Origin of the sequence: Pseudarthrobacter albicanus (genome assembly GCF_018224015.1) — a bacterium.
GTDB lineage: Bacteria > Actinomycetota > Actinomycetes > Actinomycetales > Micrococcaceae > Arthrobacter > Arthrobacter albicanus.
Genome location: NZ_JAGPOT010000010.1, coordinates 97,316 through 116,310, shown reverse-complemented (window position 1 = coordinate 116,310; position 18,995 = coordinate 97,316). Strand labels below are relative to the sequence as shown.

The 18,995-nt window shown below is 71.1% G+C and carries 20 protein-coding genes and 1 riboswitch; of the genes, 15 read left to right on the top strand and 5 right to left on the bottom strand.

The genetic code is table 11. The features are described from left to right. Window positions 1–10: 10 nt before the first annotated feature. Window positions 11–682 carry a ferritin-like fold-containing protein gene (locus tag J9611_RS03655; RefSeq protein ID WP_211877810.1) on the top strand — a complete coding sequence of 224 codons (672 nt, stop codon included), beginning with the start codon at window positions 11–13 and terminating at the stop codon, window positions 680–682. Window positions 683–735: 53 nt separating this feature from the next. Here the strand turns inward: J9611_RS03655 and thiE are convergent, their stop codons facing one another. Continuing rightward, on the bottom strand, window positions 736–1,434 hold the full coding sequence (gene thiE, locus J9611_RS03650) for a thiamine phosphate synthase (RefSeq protein ID WP_211877808.1): 699 nt from the start codon (window positions 1,432–1,434) through the stop codon (window positions 736–738). A gap of 26 nt (window positions 1,435–1,460) precedes the next feature. Beyond that, window positions 1,461–1,593, top strand: a riboswitch (TPP riboswitch). Between thiE and J9611_RS03645 the strand changes: the two genes are divergently transcribed. The 4 genes from J9611_RS03645 to J9611_RS03630 all read left to right on the top strand — a co-directional run bounded on the left by J9611_RS03645 (window position 1,587) and on the right by J9611_RS03630 (window position 4,820). Continuing rightward, on the top strand, window positions 1,587–2,990 hold the full coding sequence (locus J9611_RS03645) for an FAD-dependent oxidoreductase (RefSeq protein WP_211877806.1): 1,404 nt from the start codon (window positions 1,587–1,589) through the stop codon (window positions 2,988–2,990). Its footprint overlaps the riboswitch before it by 7 nt. Further along, a complete protein-coding gene (thiS, locus tag J9611_RS03640) occupies window positions 2,987–3,223 on the top strand; it encodes a sulfur carrier protein ThiS (RefSeq protein WP_211877804.1) in 237 nt (78 codons plus the stop codon). Before J9611_RS03645 ends, thiS begins: the two co-directional genes overlap by 4 nt. A 116-nt stretch (window positions 3,224–3,339) precedes the next feature. Then, window positions 3,340–4,062 carry a thiazole synthase gene (locus tag J9611_RS03635; RefSeq protein WP_246527340.1) on the top strand — a complete coding sequence of 241 codons (723 nt, stop codon included), beginning with the start codon at window positions 3,340–3,342 and terminating at the stop codon, window positions 4,060–4,062. 89 nt (window positions 4,063–4,151) lie between these two features. Next, complete coding sequence (locus J9611_RS03630; protein ID WP_211877802.1) at window positions 4,152–4,820, top strand: 4a-hydroxytetrahydrobiopterin dehydratase; 669 nt, start codon at window positions 4,152–4,154, stop codon at window positions 4,818–4,820. Between the two features lie 33 nt (window positions 4,821–4,853). Here the strand turns inward: J9611_RS03630 and J9611_RS03625 are convergent, their stop codons facing one another. From J9611_RS03625 to J9611_RS03615, 3 genes are all read right to left on the bottom strand, one after another. Beyond that, window positions 4,854–5,156, bottom strand: coding sequence for a hypothetical protein (locus J9611_RS03625; RefSeq protein WP_211877794.1), 303 nt, complete (start codon window positions 5,154–5,156; stop codon window positions 4,854–4,856). A gap of 62 nt (window positions 5,157–5,218) precedes the next feature. Continuing rightward, a complete protein-coding gene (locus J9611_RS03620) occupies window positions 5,219–5,443 on the bottom strand; it encodes a DUF3107 domain-containing protein (protein ID WP_211877792.1) in 225 nt (74 codons plus the stop codon). 62 nt (window positions 5,444–5,505) lie between these two features. Next, complete coding sequence (locus J9611_RS03615) at window positions 5,506–6,174, bottom strand: TetR/AcrR family transcriptional regulator (protein WP_211877790.1); 669 nt, start codon at window positions 6,172–6,174, stop codon at window positions 5,506–5,508. 86 nt (window positions 6,175–6,260) lie between these two features. Between J9611_RS03615 and moeB the strand changes: the two genes are divergently transcribed. Next, a complete protein-coding gene (moeB, locus tag J9611_RS03610) occupies window positions 6,261–7,460 on the top strand; it encodes a molybdopterin-synthase adenylyltransferase MoeB (RefSeq protein WP_211877788.1) in 1,200 nt (399 codons plus the stop codon). A gap of 136 nt (window positions 7,461–7,596) precedes the next feature. Here the strand turns inward: moeB and J9611_RS03605 are convergent, their stop codons facing one another. Further along, window positions 7,597–8,967 (bottom strand): glutamyl-tRNA reductase, encoded by a 1,371-nt coding sequence (locus J9611_RS03605; RefSeq protein WP_307857007.1) that lies wholly within the window; start codon window positions 8,965–8,967, stop codon window positions 7,597–7,599. A 157-nt stretch (window positions 8,968–9,124) separates the two neighbouring features. Between J9611_RS03605 and hemE the strand changes: the two genes are divergently transcribed. The 9 genes from hemE (at window position 9,125) to J9611_RS03560 (ending at window position 18,984) form a co-directional block, all read left to right on the top strand. Further along, entirely contained in the window at window positions 9,125–10,270 is a 1,146-nt protein-coding gene (gene hemE / locus J9611_RS03600; protein WP_211877786.1) for a uroporphyrinogen decarboxylase, read from the top strand. Window positions 10,271–10,274: 4 nt separating this feature from the next. Next, window positions 10,275–11,822 (top strand): protoporphyrinogen oxidase, encoded by a 1,548-nt coding sequence (hemG, locus tag J9611_RS03595; protein WP_211877785.1) that lies wholly within the window; start codon window positions 10,275–10,277, stop codon window positions 11,820–11,822. A gap of 503 nt (window positions 11,823–12,325) precedes the next feature. Further along, complete coding sequence (locus J9611_RS03590) at window positions 12,326–12,760, top strand: hypothetical protein (protein ID WP_211877783.1); 435 nt, start codon at window positions 12,326–12,328, stop codon at window positions 12,758–12,760. A 119-nt stretch (window positions 12,761–12,879) separates the two neighbouring features. Continuing rightward, window positions 12,880–13,596, top strand: a complete 717-nt coding sequence (gene hemQ / locus J9611_RS03585) for a hydrogen peroxide-dependent heme synthase (protein ID WP_211877781.1) — start codon at window positions 12,880–12,882, stop codon at window positions 13,594–13,596. Continuing rightward, window positions 13,593–14,897, top strand: a complete 1,305-nt coding sequence (locus tag J9611_RS03580) for a ferrochelatase (RefSeq protein WP_211877779.1) — start codon at window positions 13,593–13,595, stop codon at window positions 14,895–14,897. The genes hemQ and J9611_RS03580 overlap by 4 nt, the downstream gene beginning before the upstream one ends. Next, complete coding sequence (gene hemC / locus J9611_RS03575; RefSeq protein WP_211877777.1) at window positions 14,894–15,892, top strand: hydroxymethylbilane synthase; 999 nt, start codon at window positions 14,894–14,896, stop codon at window positions 15,890–15,892. Before J9611_RS03580 ends, hemC begins: the two co-directional genes overlap by 4 nt. A gap of 19 nt (window positions 15,893–15,911) precedes the next feature. Next, window positions 15,912–16,898, top strand: a complete 987-nt coding sequence (locus tag J9611_RS03570) for a uroporphyrinogen-III synthase (protein ID WP_211877775.1) — start codon at window positions 15,912–15,914, stop codon at window positions 16,896–16,898. Then, a complete protein-coding gene (gene hemB, locus J9611_RS03565) occupies window positions 16,895–17,875 on the top strand; it encodes a porphobilinogen synthase (RefSeq protein WP_211877774.1) in 981 nt (326 codons plus the stop codon). Before J9611_RS03570 ends, hemB begins: the two co-directional genes overlap by 4 nt. Next, window positions 17,875–18,984 (top strand): LLM class flavin-dependent oxidoreductase, encoded by a 1,110-nt coding sequence (locus J9611_RS03560; protein ID WP_211877773.1) that lies wholly within the window; start codon window positions 17,875–17,877, stop codon window positions 18,982–18,984. Before hemB ends, J9611_RS03560 begins: the two co-directional genes overlap by 1 nt. Window positions 18,985–18,995 lie beyond the last annotated feature (11 nt).

Here is an 18,995-nt window from a genome sequence, read left to right as displayed (position 1 = left end):
GTCTTGGATCATGAGCACATCCCCGGCCGATCCTGCCCGCTACAACAGCTTCCTCAGGGATCTGCTCGGCGTGATGGCCTATGGGGAGCTTTCGGCCTTCGAACGGCTCTCATCCGACGCCCGCTATTCGCCCACCCTGCACGACCGCGCGGTGCTGGCCGGCATCGCCGTCGTCGAATTCCAGCACTATGAACTGGTCCGCGCCAGGCTCGAGGAAATGGGTCTCGACGCCGAGGCGGCGATGCTGCCGTTCCAGCCCGCCGTGGACCATTTCCACGAGCGCACGCGCCCGGCGGACTGGTACGAATCGCTGATGAAGGCCTACGTGATCGACACGGTGTCCGCTGATTTCTACCGCGCCGTCGCCCGCCATGCCGACGCCGGGACGCGGGAGCTGGTGGAGCGGATCCACTCGGACGACGAGTCCACGGCGGTCCTGCGGGAACTCCTCAGGACCGCCCTGGCGGCCGACCCGCGGCTGGCCTCACGGCTCTCCCTGTGGGCCAGGCGCCTGCTGGGCGAGGCCCTCACGCAGGCCCAGCGGGTGAGCTTTGAGCACGCGTTCCCCGCCGGCCTGACGGGAGCGGACGATGGCGGGCCCGGGGAACCGGCCGGCGAAATGACGGCCGGACTCGTGACCAGCCACTCCCGCCGGATGACGCAGCTGGGACTGACCGGCTGAGCCGGCTGCTGGCTGACCCGGCTGCCCGGCTGCCCGGCTGACCCCGCTGCCGCTCAGGCGCCGGCGGCGTCCGCGGCGTCGAGGGCGCTGAGCAGGGCGCGTGCGGCGTCGGCGGGATCATCGGCGTCGGTGATGGCCCGCACCACGACGATCCTCCGCGCGCCGGCCTCGAGCACCTGCTCCACATTGCCGAGGTCGATCCCGCCGATCGCAAACCACGGCACCATGTCCTTGCCGGCCGCCCCGGCGTGGGCGGTCCGGAGGGCCCGCGCGGTGTGCCGCACCAGGTCGAGCCCGACGGCGGCGCGCCCCGGCTTGGTCGGGGTGGCCCAGACGGGTCCCACGCAGAAATAGTCCAGTCCGCTGCGGCCCGGCGAGGCCGCGATGGCAGCGTCGACCTGGTCCGGGCTGTGGGTGGACAGCCCGATCACGGTGTCCTTGCCGAGGAAGGTCCTCGCCGCCGCCAGCGGGAGGTCCTTCTGGCCGATGTGGAACACCGGTGCCGCCGACAGCGAGGCGATGTCCGCCCGGTCATTGACTGCCCACAGCCGCCCGTGGCGGCGGGCGGCGGTGTGCAGGATCTCGAGGAGCTCGAGTTCCTCGGCCGCCTCCAGGGTCTTGTCGCGCAGCTGGATGATATCGACTCCGCCGGCGAAGGCGGCGTCGAGGAAGTCCTCGAAGTCGCCGCGGTCCTTGCGGGCGTCGGTGCACAGGTACAGGCGGGCGGTGGTGTGGAGGGCATCCTTGTTCATGACACCAGCCTAGTTCCCCTAAACTGGGCCCATACCGCGGGAGCCCGCTGCGGCCGTTACGCCACTGGCGTTCGGCACAGGCGGGCTGAGAGGGCGCTGAGCCGACCGCTTGACCTGATCCGGCTAGTACCGGCGTAGGGAAGGAATCCTGCATGGGCACAGCATCACAGCGTGATAAGACACAGCGTGATAAGACACTGCGTGATAACGCTGCGATTGATGACGTCACGGCTGGCGTTTGTTACGACGTCGCGGTGATCGGCGGCGGGGTGATCGGCCACGGCATCGCCTGGGAGGCAATCCGGTCGGGACGCTCCGTCGCCCTGATCGACGACGCCCCCGGCAGCGGGGCCAGCTGGGCCGCCGCCGGCATGCTCGCCCCCGTCAGCGAACTGCACTACCAGGAGGAGGCACTCCTGGAGCTCATGATCGAATCCTCCCGCCTGTGGCCGGCCTTCGCCGCGGGGCTGGACGGGGCAAGGCCCAGCGGAACGGACGGCGGTCCGGCGGCTGGTCCCGCGGCCGGGGCCGCCGACGGAGCTGGCGCCGGAACCGGTTACCTCACGACGCCGACCCTCGCCGTCGGGGCCGACGCCGCGGACCGGCGGGCGCTCGCGGACCTCCGGGCCGTCCAGCTGGCCGCCGGCCTCTCGGTGGAGCCCCTGACCGTGCGGGAGGCGCGCGGCCGGGAGCCGCTGCTGAGCCCGGGGATCTCCTGTGCCTTTGACATCCCGGCGGACCACCAGGTGGACCCGCGCCGGCTGCTCGCCCGGATCGCGGCCCTGCTGGGAACCCGGAGCCGGAGCCGTGCCGTTGCGCGCCGCGCCGCCGCCCTGCTGTGGGAGGACGGACGGGTGGCCGGGGTCAGCCTCGCCGGCGGCGGCACCGTCCGCGCGAAGGAGACCATCGTGGCGAACGGGCTCGGTGCCGCCGGTCTCGGTGGCCTGCCCGTGGGGCTCACGCTGCCCCTGCGGCCGGTCTACGGGGACATCCTCCGGCTGCGCGTGCCGGGCCACCTGCAGCCGCTGCTCACGTCAACCCTGCGCGGGCTGGTCCGCGGCGTTCCGGTGTACATCGTCCCGCGGCAGGACGGCACCGTGGTGATCGGCGCGACGCAGCGCGAAGACGCTCCCTCGGACCCTTCTGCGGTCTCCGCCGGCGGGGTCTACCAGCTGCTCCGGGATGCCCAGCAGCTGCTGCCCGCGGTGGCCGAGCTGGAACTGCTCGAGGCCACGGCCCGCCCCCGCCCGGGCACGCCGGACAACGCGCCGCTGCTGGGCCGCGTGACGCGCCCCGCCACCGGAAACGGGGCCGGGGAGCAGATCCCGGGCCTGATCATCGCCACCGGATTCTTCCGGCACGGCGTCCTGCTCACCCCCGCCGCCGCGGCCATCTGCCGGCAGTTGCTGGACGGAACGGCCGACCCGCGCTGGGCCCGTTTCCGGCCGGACCGTTTCTCCCACCTCCCCGGACCGGACCACCACCCTCAGGAAACAGACCACCCACAGGAAACCGAACGCCCTCAGGAAACCGAACGCAGCAAGGAAGCAGTATGAACATCACATTGAACGGGGCGGAGCACACCGTCGCCGACGACGCCTCCGTCAGCACGCTGGTCAGCCAGCTCACCGGCCGGACGCTTGCCCCGGACGGCCAGTCCGCCGACGGCCGGAAGCTCGGCGTCGCCGTGGCCCGCAACGCCGAGGTGGTGCCCCGCAGCCAGTGGCACGGCACCGCGCTCGCCGAGGGCGACGACGTCGAACTGGTCACGGCAGTACAGGGAGGATGAACGGCATGAAAGACACCGCACCCGCGGCAGGGGCCGCCGCATTGGAGAGCCAGTTCCACATCGCCTCGAACGATCCGTTCATCGTCGACGGCGTCCGGCTGGGATCGCGCCTGATCATGGGCACCGGAGGGGCGCCGAGCCTGGACGGGCTGGGCGCGGCCCTCCTCGCGTCCGGCACCGAACTCACGACGGTGGCCATGCGCCGCTACTCGCCCGCGGAAGCAGGCTCGCTGTTCCAGCTGCTCGTGGACCACAACATCAGGGTGCTGCCCAACACCGCGGGCTGCTTCACCGCCAGGGACGCGGTGCTGACCGCCGAGCTGGCCCGTGAAGCCCTCGAAACGGACTGGGTCAAGCTGGAAGTCATCGCCGACGAGCACACCCTGCTGCCGGACGCCGTGGAGCTGGTGGACGCCACCGAGCAGCTCGTGGGCCGCGGCTTCAAGGTCTTCGCCTACACCAACGATGACCCGGTGCTGGCCCTGCGGCTGGAGCACTTGGGCGCCACCGCGGTGATGCCACTGGGCGCGCCGATCGGCACCGGCCTCGGTATCCTGAACCCGCACAACATCGAGCTGATCGTCTCGCGCGCGTCGGTGCCGGTGGTCCTCGACGCCGGAATCGGCACGGCCTCGGACGCCGCCCTGGCGATGGAGCTCGGCTGCGACGCCGTGCTGCTGGCCACGGCCGTGACCCGCGCGCAGCATCCGGCTCTGATGGGGGAGGCCTTCAAACACGCGGTCATCGCCGGTAGGCTGGCGAAAACGGCCGGCAGGATCCCGCGCCGCGAGCACGCCCTGGCGTCCTCTGCCATGGAAGGCCGGGCCGAATTCCTCTGAGTCCGGCCGCTCCCGGGCTGGCCGCCGGTCCTGCCGGTCAACCAGCCGCATCATCCACGAGCCCATCGTCAACGAGCAGGGAGCCCGAAATGGCAGCCACGGAAGACATCCTCACCCGCCCCCAGCTTGCTGAAGCCCTGGCGGGGCTGCCGGACTGGCGGTACCGCCTCGGCGGGCTGGTGACCGTGTACAAGGCGCCCACGCCGGCCGCGGCGCTCGAACTGATCGCCGCCGTCGGGCGCCTGGCCGAAGAGCAGAACCACCACCCGGACCTGGACTGGCGCTACACCCGGGTCTTTCTCCGCTACAGCTCCCACGACGCAGGCACCGAGGTGACGCCGCGGGACATCAAGGCGGCGGCTGCGGCCAGTGCGGCGGCCGCCGCCGTCGGCGCCACCGCGGAACCCGGGCTATACCGGACCGTGGAGGTGGGCATCGATACGGAGGATCCGGAGGCGGTCTCCGAGGTCTGGCGGGTGGCCCTCGGCTACCGCAAGGGCAGGTCCGGCGACCTCGTGGACCCCTACGGGCGCGGACCTTCGCTCTGGTTCCAGGAAACCGACACGCCCAACGCCAACCGGCTCCACCTGGACATCCACCGGAGCCAGGCCGAATCCGGTCCCGTGCTCGACAAGACGGCAGCCACGGGAGCCTCAATGAACCGTGACCACGCACCCGACTGGGTGGTGGTCACGGATGCGCAGGGGAACCGGCTGTGCCTGTGCACCGAAGAAGGCCACGGGCCCGCTGTCCCGTAGGTACAATGGGACCGCCAGCGCCGCCTGGGCAGGTTAGAGCCGCAGGATGGCGGTGAGCCGGGACGTGTCCCGACGGGTACGGTGCCGGCCCAGGTACAGGACAGCCGCCACGGCGGCGGCGGTACCCAGGACGACGGGCAGGACCCACGGGATCCAGGTCAGGCCCGGCTGGTAGCCGAGGCCGGCCGCCATGAAGATGATCCAGCTCAGCATCCCGACGGCGACGGCGATGCCGGCCGGCACGGAAATGCCGTACTTGGCGTGCCGCTTGTCATTGGCCCAGACCACGAAACCCGCGGCGACGGTCACCATGGCGACCACAATCAGGGAAAGCATTCAGGACACCTTAGTTTCGTAGGGACAGTTGCCTGTACGGCTGCTGCGGGCACGGGGCCGGGCTAGAGGGCACCGAAACCGACGCGGCGGGCTTCCTCCGCACCGATTTCAACGTAGCCCAGGGCGTTTGCGGGAATGATGACCAGGCGGCCCTTTTCATCCGTCAGGCGGAGTTCGGCTCCCTTGGAGATCGCCTCTCCGACAACCTTGGCCACGGCGTCCGCGTCCTGCGCCGATTCCAGCACAATTTCGCGGCCGATGTTCTGAATGCCGATCTTTACTTCCACAGCAAGGCCTCCCAGCCAATCAAAGTCCAATTAAATATCAAAGGGTCATGTCTATTTGTAGTCTAGGTCTCTTTGGGGAAGCGGGAGATTCCGCGCCAAGCTAAACGATAGATCAGGTCACTGGCCACATCGAGGTCAAGATTCCCGTCGGTTTCCAGCCAGTACCGGGCGCTGACCTGCGCCATCCCGGCAAGCGCCCGGCCCAGCAGTTGGGCTTCGAGCTCGGGCAGCCTGGTGTCTTCGGCGATCACGCGGGCGACGGCGTCGGCGAAGGTCTTGTTGAAGGCCTCCAGCCGCGCGCTCACATCTTCGTCATTGATCAGGTCCGATTCGAACACGAGGCGGTGGGCCTGGTCGTCGCTGGCGATGAACCGGTAATAGGCGCGCATGACGGCCTGGACGCGCTGGTCATTGTCCGTGGTGGAATTCAGGGCGCCGAGCAGGAGCCCGGTGAGCTTGCTCAGATGGCTGTCCAGCAGGGCCAGGTACAGCTCGCGCTTGGACGGAAAGTGCTGGTACAGCACGGGTTTGCTCACATGCGCGGTGTCCGCTATTTCATCCATGGCGGCCCCGTGGTAGCCATTGGCGACAAAGACTTCATGCGCGGCCGCCAGCAGTTGTGCCCGCCGTTCGTCGCGGGGGAGCCGCGCAGAGCGCTGCCCGCCGTTCCGTGCCGCCCCGGACGGTACCTTTGCGGCACTGTCCCCCCCAACCGGAGCCTGATGAATCACTGTCGGCCTACTTTCCCTTGCTGTTTTGTACATACTTTACGCGTGGGTAATATGACCTGGCGGCATCTTCGGGCATAGTTTGAAGTATGGCTTCCAAGTTGACCGCAAACGCCGCCCCCTCCACCCCCGGACCGCTGGTGGAACCGGCCGACGGCCTGAGTCCGGAAGAGGTCCAGCGCTACTCCCGGCACCTGATCATTCCCGAGATCGGGGCGATCGGACAGCGCCGCCTCAAGAACGCCAGGGTCCTCGTGATCGGGGCCGGCGGGCTGGGTTCTCCCGCGCTGCTGTACCTGGCCGCCGCGGGCGTGGGCACCCTCGGCATTGTCGACGACGACGACGTGGAACTGAGCAACCTCCAGCGCCAGGTGATCCACGGCGTCGCGGATGTCGGCCGGCCCAAGATCGAGTCCGCCCGCGACGCCATTGCGGCCCTGAACCCGCTCGTGGATGTCCGCCTGCACAACGTCCGCCTCGACGCCTCCAACGCCCTCGAGCTCTTCGCGGACTACGACCTCATCCTGGACGGCGCCGACAACTTCGCCACCCGGTACCTCGTGAACGACGCCGCCGCGATCCTCGGCAAGCCCTACGTCTGGGGCTCGATCTTCCGCTTCGACGGGCAGGTCAGTGTCTTCTGGGAGCAGCACGGGCCCACGTACCGGGACCTCTACCCGGAGGCGCCCCCCGCCGGATCCGTGCCCTCGTGCGGGGAAGGGGGAGTGTTCGGCATGCTGTGCGCCGCCGTCGGAGCGCTGATGGTGACGGAGGCCGTCAAGCTGATCACCGGCGTCGGGCGTTCCCTGCTCGGCCGTGTGGCGCTCTACGACGCCCTCGGCGGAACCTGGCGCGAGATCAAGGTGGCGCGGGATCCGGCGGCGGAACGGGTCACGGCTCTCACCGACTACGAGGCCTTCTGCGGGATCGCACCCTCGGCGGACGCCGGGACCGAGCACACCGTCACGGCCACCCAGCTCGCCACCATGCTGGCGTCCCGCAAGGCAGGGCTCAAGGACTTCCAGCTCGTGGACGTGCGCGAGAGCGGGGAATACGAGATTGTGCGGATCGACGGGGCCGTGCTGATTCCGCAGGGCAGGATCCTTGCCGGGGAAGCGTGGCACGAGCTGCCACAGGACACGGACATCGTCTTCCACTGCAAGGCCGGCACGCGTTCGGCCGCCGTGCTCGCCGCCGCCCGCGCGGCCGGCTACGAACGCGTCAGCCACCTCGACGGCGGAATCCTCGCCTGGGTGCGGGACGTGGAACCCGGCAAACCCGTCTACTGAACGGTGCGGTGAAGGGCCGCCCTGCGGACAGACGGACGCCACCGGGCAGATCAGGGCGGATGGTTCGAGTTCAGCCGCCCTGATCTGCACCGCTGCAGAACCCGGAGGGGCCGCGCGGCTGTGCGGGCCGGATCGGCTAGGCGGTGTGGCGCTGGTCCTGGGCTTCGGTGCCGGGGGATCCGTCGCCGGCGCCATGCCCGGCCGGGCATTCCGCCTCGGCCGCCGCAGGCGGGGATGCGGGCGCTGCTGCCGGCTGGTCCACCGTGATGCCGTACAGGGCCTCGAGGGCGGCGACGTAGTCGTCCTGCTGCCCGCTGGCGGCGAGTTCGCGGGCACGGACGGTGGGGATGTGCAGCAGCTGCTTGACCATCCGGCGGAGGGCGAATTCCACTTCCTCGGCTGCCGCGGTGCAGCCGTGGCGGGCGCGCACCTTCTCCATCTCGGTATCGAGCACATTCATGGTGTGGCGGCGCAGTGCGACGATCGCGGAATCCACCGACCGTGCCTCGCGTTCCTGCTCGAAGGCGCTGGCAGCCCCGGCAACGATGGTGCTGGCCTGCGACAGCGACTCGGTCTGTTCCTGGGGGGCGGCGAGCCGGACGGACTCAAGCGTCAGCAGCTCCACGCCGTCGAGCTCGCCGACCGCCGGGTCGAAGTCATGGGTGAGGGCCAGGTCGATGGCGATCAGCGGCTGCGGTGATGCGGCCCGGACCCGGGCGAGCTCGGACGCTTCGACGCGCGTGTCCGAGCCGCTGCAGCCGATCATGATGTCGGCCGCGGCGACGGCGGCGGGAAGGGTGTCGCTGTCCAGGGCTGTGCCCCCGCGGGTGGCGACGAAGCCGGCCGCGCGGCCGGAGGAGGAGTAGACGGAGACATCCGTGCAGCCGCGCTCGCGCAGCAGCGCCATCGTGGCCCCGGCATAGGCGCCGGTGCCGAAGACGACGGCTTTCTTGGTGGACCAGTCCGGGTCCTCGGACAGGTCGGTGGCGAGGTCGAGGGCAACGGACACGACCGACAGGCCGCGGGCGCCGAGCGCCGTCTGCGCGCCGACATCCTTGGCGGTCTTGGAGGCCGCCTGGAACAGCCGCACCAGCCCCGAACTTGCCGTGCCTTCGGCCTGGGCGGTGATCAGGGCCCGGCGGACCTGTCCGGCGATTTCGCGTTCCCCGACGACGGCGGAATCCAGCCCGGAACTGACCGAGAAAAGATGCCGGCTGACCTCCGGACCGGTACGGGTGCTGAAGGAGCTGGAGACGAGCTGATCGGTGAGGCCGCTGGCCCCGCTGATCTGGGAGATGAGGGCCGCGCGGGCAGCGTCGACGTCGCCGGGGTGGGGGGCCTCACCGTAAATCTCGAAGCGGTTGCAGGTGGCAAGCACAATCGCACCCGCCACTGCCGGCGATCCGGCGAGGGCGGATGTGGCGAGCTCTGAAGCGCCGGTGCTCAGTTGAGCAACGGTCTCGAGGTCGATGTCGGCGTGTGTAGCCACCAATGAGAAAAGAACCACAGCAGGACCATCATAGCTTTTTCGCCGCCGTGTAGAACAACTATCCGTCGTGGGACGGCGCACGACCGTCGGTGATTCCCGTCATACCGGCGCCCGCGGTGGCCCGCTGACAGGCTGTCGTTATCTTTTAGGCCCGGTTTTGGGCACAATCGAAGGCATGACTCCTAGCGCGGCGGCAATGAACGACACGGCACTCAACGGCACGAGTGCCGGCACGGCAAGCAGCAGTACGGCACCTGGAACGCTCGACGCCGGCCATCCGCTGATGGACGGCCGCACCGCCGGCTCCCCGCTGATCACCGCCTACCGCGGCGGCAAGCCCTCCCGCCGCCCCGTCTGGTTCATGCGCCAGGCCGGCCGCTCGCTGCCCGAATACCTCAAGGTGCGCGAAGGCGTGGGCATGCTGGAATCCTGCCTGCGCCCCGAGCTGGCCTCCGAAATCACCCTCCAGCCGGTACGCCGCCACGACGTCGACGCCGCCATCTTCTTCTCCGACATCGTGATCCCGCTCAAGCTGGCCGGCGTCGGCGTGGACATTGTCCCCGGCGTGGGCCCCGTCCTGGACAAGCCCGTCCGCACCGCCGCCGACGTCGCCGCCCTCCCGCAACTGACCTGGGAAGCACTGGAGCCGATCCGGGAAGCCGTCCGGCTCACCGTGGCCCAACTGGGCAGCACCCCGCTGATCGGCTTCGCGGGCGCACCCTTCACCCTCGCGGCCTACATGGTGGAAGGCAAGCCCTCCCGCGACCACCTTGGCCCGCGCACCATGATGCATGCCGACCCCGAAACCTGGACCGCCCTGGCGAACTGGGCCGCCGACGCCTCCGGCATGTTCCTTCGGGCGCAACTGGAAGCCGGCGCCTCCGCCGCCCAGCTCTTCGACTCCTGGGCCGGATCGCTGGGGCTGGCCGACTACGAGCGCTTTGTTGCCCCAGCATCCTCCCGCGCCCTGGACCATGTCCGGCACCTCGGCGCACCGCTGATCCACTTCGGCACCGGCACCTCGGAACTGCTCGTCGCCATGCGCGACGTCGGCGTCGACGTCGTAGGGGTGGACTACCGGCTGCCGCTGGACGAAGCCAACCGGCGCCTCGGCGGGACCGTGCCGCTGCAGGGCAACATCGACCCGGCGTTGCTTTCCGCTCCCTGGGGCGTCCTGGAAGCCCACGTCCGCGCGGTGATCGCCGCCGGCGCCGCGGCCCCGGGCCACGTCCTGAACCTCGGCCACGGCGTTCCCCCCGAGACCGACCCGGCGGTGCTGACGCGCGTCGTCGAACTCATCCACTCGATCTCCCCGGAGTAGTCCCATGACCGCTGGACCCGGCGCGGGCGACGCTGCTGCCGGGACAACCGCCGTCGTGGTGGGCGGCGGGATTTCCGGCCTGCTCGCCGCCCGGGAACTCGCCCGGTCCGGCGTCCACACCACGGTCGTGGAAGCCACCGGGGCCTGGGGCGGCTGCGTGGGCAGCCACGTCGTGGCCGGCCTGGCCCTGGACAGCGGCGCCGAGTCCTTCGCCACCCGGTCCTCCGCCGTTGCCGACCTCGCCGCCGAGCTGGGCCTGGCGCGGGACATCGTGGCGCCCGACCCCGGCGGCGCCTGGGTCCAGCTGCCCGACGGGCCCCGCGAGCTGCCCAAGACCGGCGTGCTCGGTATCCCGGCCAACCCGTGGGACCCGGAGGTCCGGCGCTCCCTGGGCCTGTCCGGTTCCTTGCGGGCCTCCCTCGATGCCTTGCTGCCCGCTTCGCTGGGGACCACGGCCGAGGTCACGAGCGTCTCGGCGCTGGTCCGGACCCGGATGGGCAAGCGCGTCCTGGAGCGGCTCGTGGCGCCCGTGGTCGGCGGCGTCCACTCGGCCGATCCCGCCCTGCTCGACGTCGATCTGGTGGCACCCGGGCTGCGCGCCGGGATCCGCCGGAACGGCTCCCTCGCCGCCGCCGTCGCCGCCCAGCGCAGGGGAGGGGCCGGCGCTCCCGCAACCGGCCCGCAGCAGCCTGCCCTGCAGCAGCCCGGCCTGCAGCAGGCCGGCCTGCAGAAGGCGGGCTCCGCCGTCGCCGGACTGCGCGGCGGGATGCACACGCTCATTTCCGCCCTGCTGGCCGAGCTGCGCGAGAACGGCGTCACGCTGCTCAGCGCCACCCGTGCCGATGCGGTGCAGCGCACTGCGGAGGGCTGGCGCGTCACCGCGGGCGGCACCGCGTACGACGCCGGGCTGCTCGTCATTGCGGTGGAGGGCCCGGCCGCCGTCGGGCTGCTCGCGGACACCCTGCCGGAGCTCGCGGGCCGCCGCCCCGACGCCGGGCCCGACGTCAGCCTGGTCACGCTCGTGGTGGACCAGCCGCAGCTGGACGCCGCCCCGCGCGGCACCGGAGTCCTGGTTGCCCCGCAGAGCCCGGGAATCCAGGCCAAGGCCCTCACGCACGCCACCGCCAAGTGGGGCTGGCTGGCCGCCCGGACCGGCCCCGGCACCCACGTGCTCCGGCTCTCCTACGGACGCGGCGAGGACCCCGCGCGCGGGCATGCGGCAAAACGCGCTTCCCGGCCCGCTTCCGGCAGTGCCGGGCCGGTTGCCGCGCCGCCCCGCTCCGACGATGAGCTGTTCCAGGCCGCCCTGAAGGACGCCTCGGCGCTGCTGTCGGTCCCCGTCACCGCGGCGGACGTCGTGGACTGGGACGTGGTGCGCTGGTCCGGAGCGTTGCCGTTCGCGTCCCTCGGACACAAGGGCCGCGTCGGCGAGGTCCGGAGCATCTGCGCGGCAGACGGCACGCTGGCCGTGGTGGGCGGCTGGCTCTCCGGGAACGGCCTGGCGGCAATCGTTGCCGACACCCCCCGGCAGGTCCGGGCGCTGCTCGCCTGAACGCCGCCATCCACCCTTTCTGAGCACGTCCACCGTCCCTCAGTCAAAATTCCCTCGCCGGGCCATCCCGGCTAGGGTCGATGACCATGGTTATTCACAGGCCCGACGTTCACGATACGCAGACCGGCCACCATCGGGGATTCCGGCGCGGCGCAGCGGCTGCCGCGCTCGGAGCGGTACTGGTTCTCACGGCAGGAGTTCCTGCCTCCCACGCCGCAACGGGGTTATCCGATTCAGCCGCCGCCGCAACTGCCTCGCCGGGCTCGCTGTCCCTCGGCCTCGAGGAATTGCTGGGCGGCCTGATCGCCCCCTTGCAGCAGCCCACTCCAACGCCACGGCCGACCTCCTCCGGAACCCCTGCACCCACGGAGCAGGCACCCACGGAACCGGCACCGACTGAACCGCCACCGACGGAACCGGCGCCGACGGAACCGGCGCCGAGCACGCCACGGAATTCCCCGACCCGCAGCAGCACTCCGCAGCCTGAGGCGCCGGATGCACCCGTGCAGACCCCCGCCCTGCCCGCTGCTCCAGCCCCCGCCCCGCCCGCGGCTCCAGCCCCCGGCGGGACCACCGCCCCGCCGCCCGCCGGCGGCTCGGCAGTAGCGCCCCCGCCGGCAGCCGGCACCGATCCGGTTCCCGCCGCGGATGCCCAAACTCCGGCAGCCCCGTCCGAACCCGGTTCGTCCGACACCGGTTCGACCGGAATCCCGTCCGCGGGAACCACCGCGCCGCAGACGCCGTCTGGCGCTCCAGCTTCCGCGCCCGCATCCGCGGCCGCCGCCAAGGGCCATTCCGGCAGCACCTCGCTTGAGGCCACCGCGGCCGTCGGGCCCGAAGGCCCGTCCCCGCTGCTCGGCTGGGGCATCGGCCTGGTCACGCTGTCGCTGGCCTCAGGCGTCGTCGTCGTCCGGATGCGCAGCCTGCGCAAAATCTGACGTCCGGGCCCTGACCGCGGAATGCCCTTCGGCAGGAATAGTGTGAAATTTCGCACTTCTACGTGTCGTAGAACTTCCCCATTTCGACTTAGCCGCGGGGAAGGGGCAAACTGGTAACCATGAGCCACACTTCTGCCGAATCTGTCACCAAAACCGAAGAATCAGTAGCCGAAGAATCGGCCGAGCAGTTCTTTACTCTCTGGACGGTGTTCAAGCGTTCCGTCGACGTTACGCGCAGCGCCGAGGCCGTCGGCGACTTCGAGGCACTCCTCGGCCGCCTGGCCGAGGGCGGCGTGGTCCACCGCGGCAGCTACGACGTGTCCGGGATGCGCGCCGATGCCGACGTCATGGTCTGGCTGCACGGCCCCGCGCCGGAGGCGCTCCAGCGCGCGGTCCGCGACATCCGGCGCAGCAAGCTCTTCACCGGCACCGAGATCGCCTGGTCCGCCATGGGCGTGCACCGCGAGGCGGAGTTCGCCAAGAACCACACCCCCGCCTACTCCCGCGGCGTCGAACCGGCGCAGTGGCTCTGCGTCTACCCGTTCGTGCGCTCCTACGAGTGGTACCTGCTGCCCGACGCCGAACGCGGCAAGATGCTGCGTGACCACGGCATGCTGGGCCGCGAGTTCCCCCAGGTCATCTCCAACACCGTGTCCTCCTTCGCGCTCGGCGACTGGGAATGGATCCTCGGCCTGGAAGCGCCGGAACTCGTGGACCTCGTGGACCTGATGCGCCACCTGCGCGCCACCGAAGCCCGCCACCACGTCCGCGAAGAGATCCCCTTCTACACCGGCCGCCGGGTCACCGCAACGGAGATCGCCGAGGTCCTTGGATGAGCAGGCTTGATCCGCAGGGCCCCGGAAGCGGGGCAACCGCGGCTACCGAAGTAAATACCGTCACCGAGGCGGGCCGGATGGCCCCCAAGGAGTACGACGCCGTGCTCCTCGCCTCCTTCGGCGGCCCTGAAGGCCAGGAGGACGTCATCCCGTTCCTCCGCAACGTCACCCGCGGCCGCGGCATCCCGGACGAGCGGCTCGAAGCCGTCTCGCACCACTACCGCGCCAACGGCGGGATCAGCCCGATCAACCAGCAGAACCGCGAGCTGAAGGCCGGCATCGAGGCGGAACTGGCCGCCCGCGGGATCGGACTGCCGGTGTTCTGGGGCAACCGCAACTGGGCCCCCTACCTCCCGCAGACGCTCCAGGACATCTACGACGCCGGCCACCGCAAGGTCCTGATGGTCACCACCAGCGCCTACTCCTGTTACTCCAGCTGCCGCCAGTACCGTGAGGACATCGGCATCGCGCTGACCGAGACCGGACTGCACGGCAGGCTCGAGGTCGACAAGGTGCGCCAGTACTTCGACCACCCCGGCTTCGTCGAGCCGTTCATCGAAGGCACCGCCGCAGGGCTCGCCGACGTCCGCGCCCGGCTCGCCGCCGCCGGCACCCCCGACGCGCCGGTGCACGTCCTGTTCGCCACGCACTCCATCCCCACCCGCGACGCCGAAGCCGCCGGACGCTCCGAGGGCGAGCCCCGTCGGTTCGAGGAAGGCTCCGCCTACGTCGCCCAGCACCTGGCCGCCGGCACCGAAGTCATCCGCCGGGTGCAGGCCGAAACCGGTCTCACCGCCCCGTGGTCGCTCGTGTACCAGTCCCGCTCCGGCGCGCCGCACGTGCCGTGGCTGGAACCCGACATCAACGAAGCCATCGAGGACCTCGCAGGCCAGGGCGTCAAGGGCATCGTGATCGTTCCCCTGGGCTTCGTCAGCGACCACATGGAGGTGGTCTGGGACCTCGACACCGAGGCGCTGGAAACCTGCCGCAGGCTCGGCCTCGCCGCGACCCGCGTCCCGACGCCCGGGACGCACCGCAAGTTCGTCGCCGGCATCGTCGATCTGGTCTGCGAGCGGACCGCCGCGAACAACATCGCCGAACGGCCGCACCTGACCGGGCTCGGGCCCTGGTACGACGTCTGCCGCCCGGGCTGCTGCGCGAACTTCCGCGGCGAGAAGCCTACGATCGCAGGAGCGGACAGTGCCACCGGCACCGGACACGATCCCTACCCGGCCGCACCTGTGGCTTCGGGCAGGGCCGGGGGCACAGCTGCGCCGGCGGCGGATCGGGGGACCCGATGACCGTCCGGATCGGCACCCGCGCCAGCAAACTTGCCCTCACCCAGACCCAGCAGACCGCGGACCAGCTGGCCGCCGTCGGCGGGTTCCCGGTGGAGCTCGTCCACATCCGGACCGAAGGCGACGTGCTCAAGGGCTCGCTGTCCCAGCTGGGCGGCACCGGCGTCTTCGTCGCCGCGCTGCGCGATGCGCTGCTGCAGGACAAGTGCGACGTCGCGGTCCATTCGCTCAAGGACCTCCCCACCGGGCCGGCCCTCGGCCTGACCCTGGCGGCGACGCCGAAGCGCGTCGACGTCCGGGACGTGCTCTGCGCCCGGGACGGCCTCAAACTCGCTGACCTGCCGGCCGGGGCCACGGTCGGCACCGGCTCGCCGCGCCGCGCCGCGCAGCTGCGCGCCGCGCGTCCGGACCTGGACATCCGCGACATCCGCGGCAACGTCGACACCCGCCTGGGCCGCGTCCCCGGCCTGCCGGGCAACACCACCGACGCCGTGGTGGACGGCAAATCCTGCGACCTCGACGCCGTCGTGCTGGCCGCCGCCGGCCTGCACCGGATCGGACGGCTCGACGCGGTTAGCGAGTACCTCGAAACCGACGTCATGCTGCCCGCCGCCGGGCAGGGGTCCCTGGCGATCGAATGCCGCACCGCCGACGCGCCCCGCAAGGCCGGATCCACCGAAGGCTCCCAAGGCGCGCTGGCGCAGGCCCTGGCCGCGCTCGACGATCCGGACACCCGGCTGGCCGTCACCGCCGAGCGCGCGCTGCTCGCCCGGCTCGAGGCAGGCTGCGCGGCCCCGGTGGGCGCCTACGCCTACCGCAAGGGAAGCCTGCTGCACCTCGAAGCCGTCGTCTGCGCCGTCGACGGAACGGCGAGCATCCGGGACAAGAAAGCCACCGACGGCCTCACCGAAGTCGGCGCGACCCTGCTCGGGATCGAACTGGCCGAGGTCCTGCTGGCCCGCGGCGCTGCCGGCATTGCGGACCTGGCCGCGTCCTGAACGCGGCGGACACCAGCAGATGACGGGATGGCGCGGCGGGCCTGAGAAGCCTGTGCTGGACGGCGCGGTGCTGGACGGCGCGGTGCTGGACGGTGCCCGCGTTTTGGTGGCCCGCAGCCCGGACCGCGCCGGGGAGCTCGTGACGGCCCTCCGCGCGGTCGGGGCCGAGCCGCTGCTGCTGCCCCTCATCGATTTCGAGGTGGCCCGCGACCAGCATTCCCTGGATGTCGCCTTCGATGCCCTCGGGGCCGGGGCCTACACCTGGCTCGTGATCAGCAGCGTGACCACCGTCCAGGCGCTCGAGGCCAAGGCCGCCGAGCGCGGCGTGGAACTCAGCGCCTGGCTTCCCGGCAGCCTCCAGATCGCCACGATCGGCCCTGCCACGCGCCGCTTCCTTGAAGCCCGCGGCATCGCCGTCGACCTCGCCCCCGCGGGACCCCAGTCCGGAGCGGGCCTGCTGGACATCTGGCCCGAGGGCCAGTGCAGTGTGCTCCTGCCGCAGGCCGACATCGCCGACCCGCGGCTCCGCCGCGGCCTCGAGGCGCGCGGCGCGTCCGTCCAGGCCATCACGGCGTACCACACGGTGGATTACCCGGCCGATCCGGGCCGGAGCCTGTCCGCCTTCCTGCAGGCATCTCAGGGGCAGGCCGCCGGCAGTGGAGCCGACCATGCAGCCGGCAACGCGGCGGCGGTGCTCACGGCCGCAGAGGCGAAAACCGAAATCGGTGCCGGCAGCCTGCAGGCCGTCGTCGCTGCCTCGCCGAGCGCGGCCCGCCGCATCCACACCGAGCTCGCCCCCCTGGGCGGCTGCCGCTTCGTGGCGATCGGGCGTTCGACGGCGGTGCAGGCTGCGTCGCTGGGTCTCGCCGTCGCCGCCGTCGCCGAGGAGCCCACCGCCTCGGGCCTCGTGACCGCGGTGATCCGGGCACTGGCGCCGGGCCCCTCCGGGTCCGCGCCGGCGCCCGATCCGTCACCAGCAGAGCACCTACCGAAGGACAGAACATGAGCTTCCCGATCCACCGCCCCCGCCGGCTGCGGACCACCCCGGCCATGCGCCGGCTGACCGCCGAACACCGGCTCTCGGCCGCGGAGCTCATCCTGCCCGCGTTCATCCGTGAGGGCCTCACGGAGCCCAACCCCATCGCCTCGATGCCCGGCGTGCAGCAGCACACCTCCGATTCGCTCAAGCGTGCCGCCGCGGAGGCAGTGCAGTTGGGGGTCGGCGGGATCATGCTTTTCGGCGTGCCGGCGGTCCGCGACGCCACCGGCAGCGCCTCGCTGGACCCGGACGGCGTGCTCAACAAGGGCATCCGCGACATCCGGGCCGAGGTGGGCGACGACCTCGTGATCATGAGCGATGTCTGCCTGGACGAATTCACCGACCACGGCCATTGCGGCGTGCTCGACGCGAACGGCTATGTGGACAACGACGCGACCCTGGAGATCTACGGCCGGATGGCCGTGGCGCAGGCCGAGGCCGGCGCGCACATGCTGGGCCCCTCCGGCATGATGGACGGCCAGGTCGGCGTGATCAGGCAGGCGCTGGAGGATGCCGGGCACGCCAACATCCCCGTCCTGGCCTACGCCGCGAAGTACGCCTCCGCGTTCTACGGCCCGTTCCGCGAAGCCGTCGACTCGCAGCTGACCGGGGACCGCCGCAGCTACCAGATGGACGCCGCCAACCGGCGCGAAGCGCTCCTGGAGGTGGAGCTGGACCTGGCCGAAGGCGCCGACCTGGTCATGGTGAAACCCGCCATGAGCTACCTCGACATCCTGGCCGACGTCGCCGCGATGAGCCCCGTTCCCGTGGCCGCCTACCAGATTTCCGGCGAATACTCGATGATCGAGGCGGCCGCCGCCAACGGCTGGATCGACCGCCAGGCAGCCATCACCGAATCCGTCCTGGGCATCAAACGCGCCGGGGCCAACATGGTGCTCACCTACTGGGCCTGCGAACTCGCCGGCTGGCTGAAGGAGTCCTGATGACCAACCCACCCGCCGCAGCCGGTCCCGCCTGCGTGAATCCGACCGCCCCCGTGGGACCGGACCGGATCCTGCTGGGCCTGAACAGCTTCGGCGACGTCGGGGTCTTCCCGGACGGCCACCCCGTCCCGCACGCCGAGGTGCTGCGCCAGCTGCTCGAGCAGGCGGAGCTCGCGGACGAGGTCGGTCTCCACGCCTTCGGCGCGGGCGAGCACCACCGCCGCGACTTCGCCGTGTCCGCACCCGAGGTGTTCCTCGCCGCTGCCGCGGCCCGGACGAAGAACATCCGGCTCGGCTCGGCCGTGACGGTGCTCAGCTCGGACGACCCCATCCGCGTCTTCGAACGCTTCGCCACGGTGGACGCCATCTCCAACGGCCGCGCCGAGGTCATGCTCGGCCGCGGATCCTTCATCGAGTCCTTCCCGCTGTTCGGCCTGGACCTGGCCGACTACGAGGTGCTGTTCGAGGAAAAACTCGAACTCTTCGACAAGGTCCGGGCCCAGGAACCCGTCCACTGGGAGGGCCGCACCCGCCCTGCCGTCACGGGGCTCAGCGTCTATCCGCCGCTCGAGCACCACCTGCTGCCGGTCTGGATCGGCGTCGGCGGAACCCCCGAGTCGGTGCTGCGCTGCGCCCAGTACGGCTACCCCCTCATCCTGGCGATCATCGGCGGCCAGCCGCGCTCCTTCGCCCCGCTCGCGGACCTGTACCGGGAAGCCATGGCCAAGTACGGCCACCCCATGCAGCAGCTCGCCACGCATTCACCCGGCCACGTCGCCGCCACCGACGAGGAGGCGCGCGAGGAGCTCTTCCCGCACTGGATCGCCATGCGCAACCGGCTGGGCGCCGAGCGCGGCTGGGGTCCGGGCAGCCGCGGCGAGTTTGACGCCATGTGCACCCCCGAGGGTGCCCTGTATGTCGGCTCGCCGGAAACCGTCGCCGCGAAGATCGCCCTGCTGAAGAAGAACCTCGGCGTGGACCGCTTCGACCTCAAGTACAGCAACGGGACCCTGCCGCACGCCGCCATGATGCGCTCCATCGAGCTGTACGGCACCGAGGTGGCGCCCCGCGTGGCGGCCCTGCTGGCCAAGGCCTCTCCGGCGAACTGAAAGAATAGGAA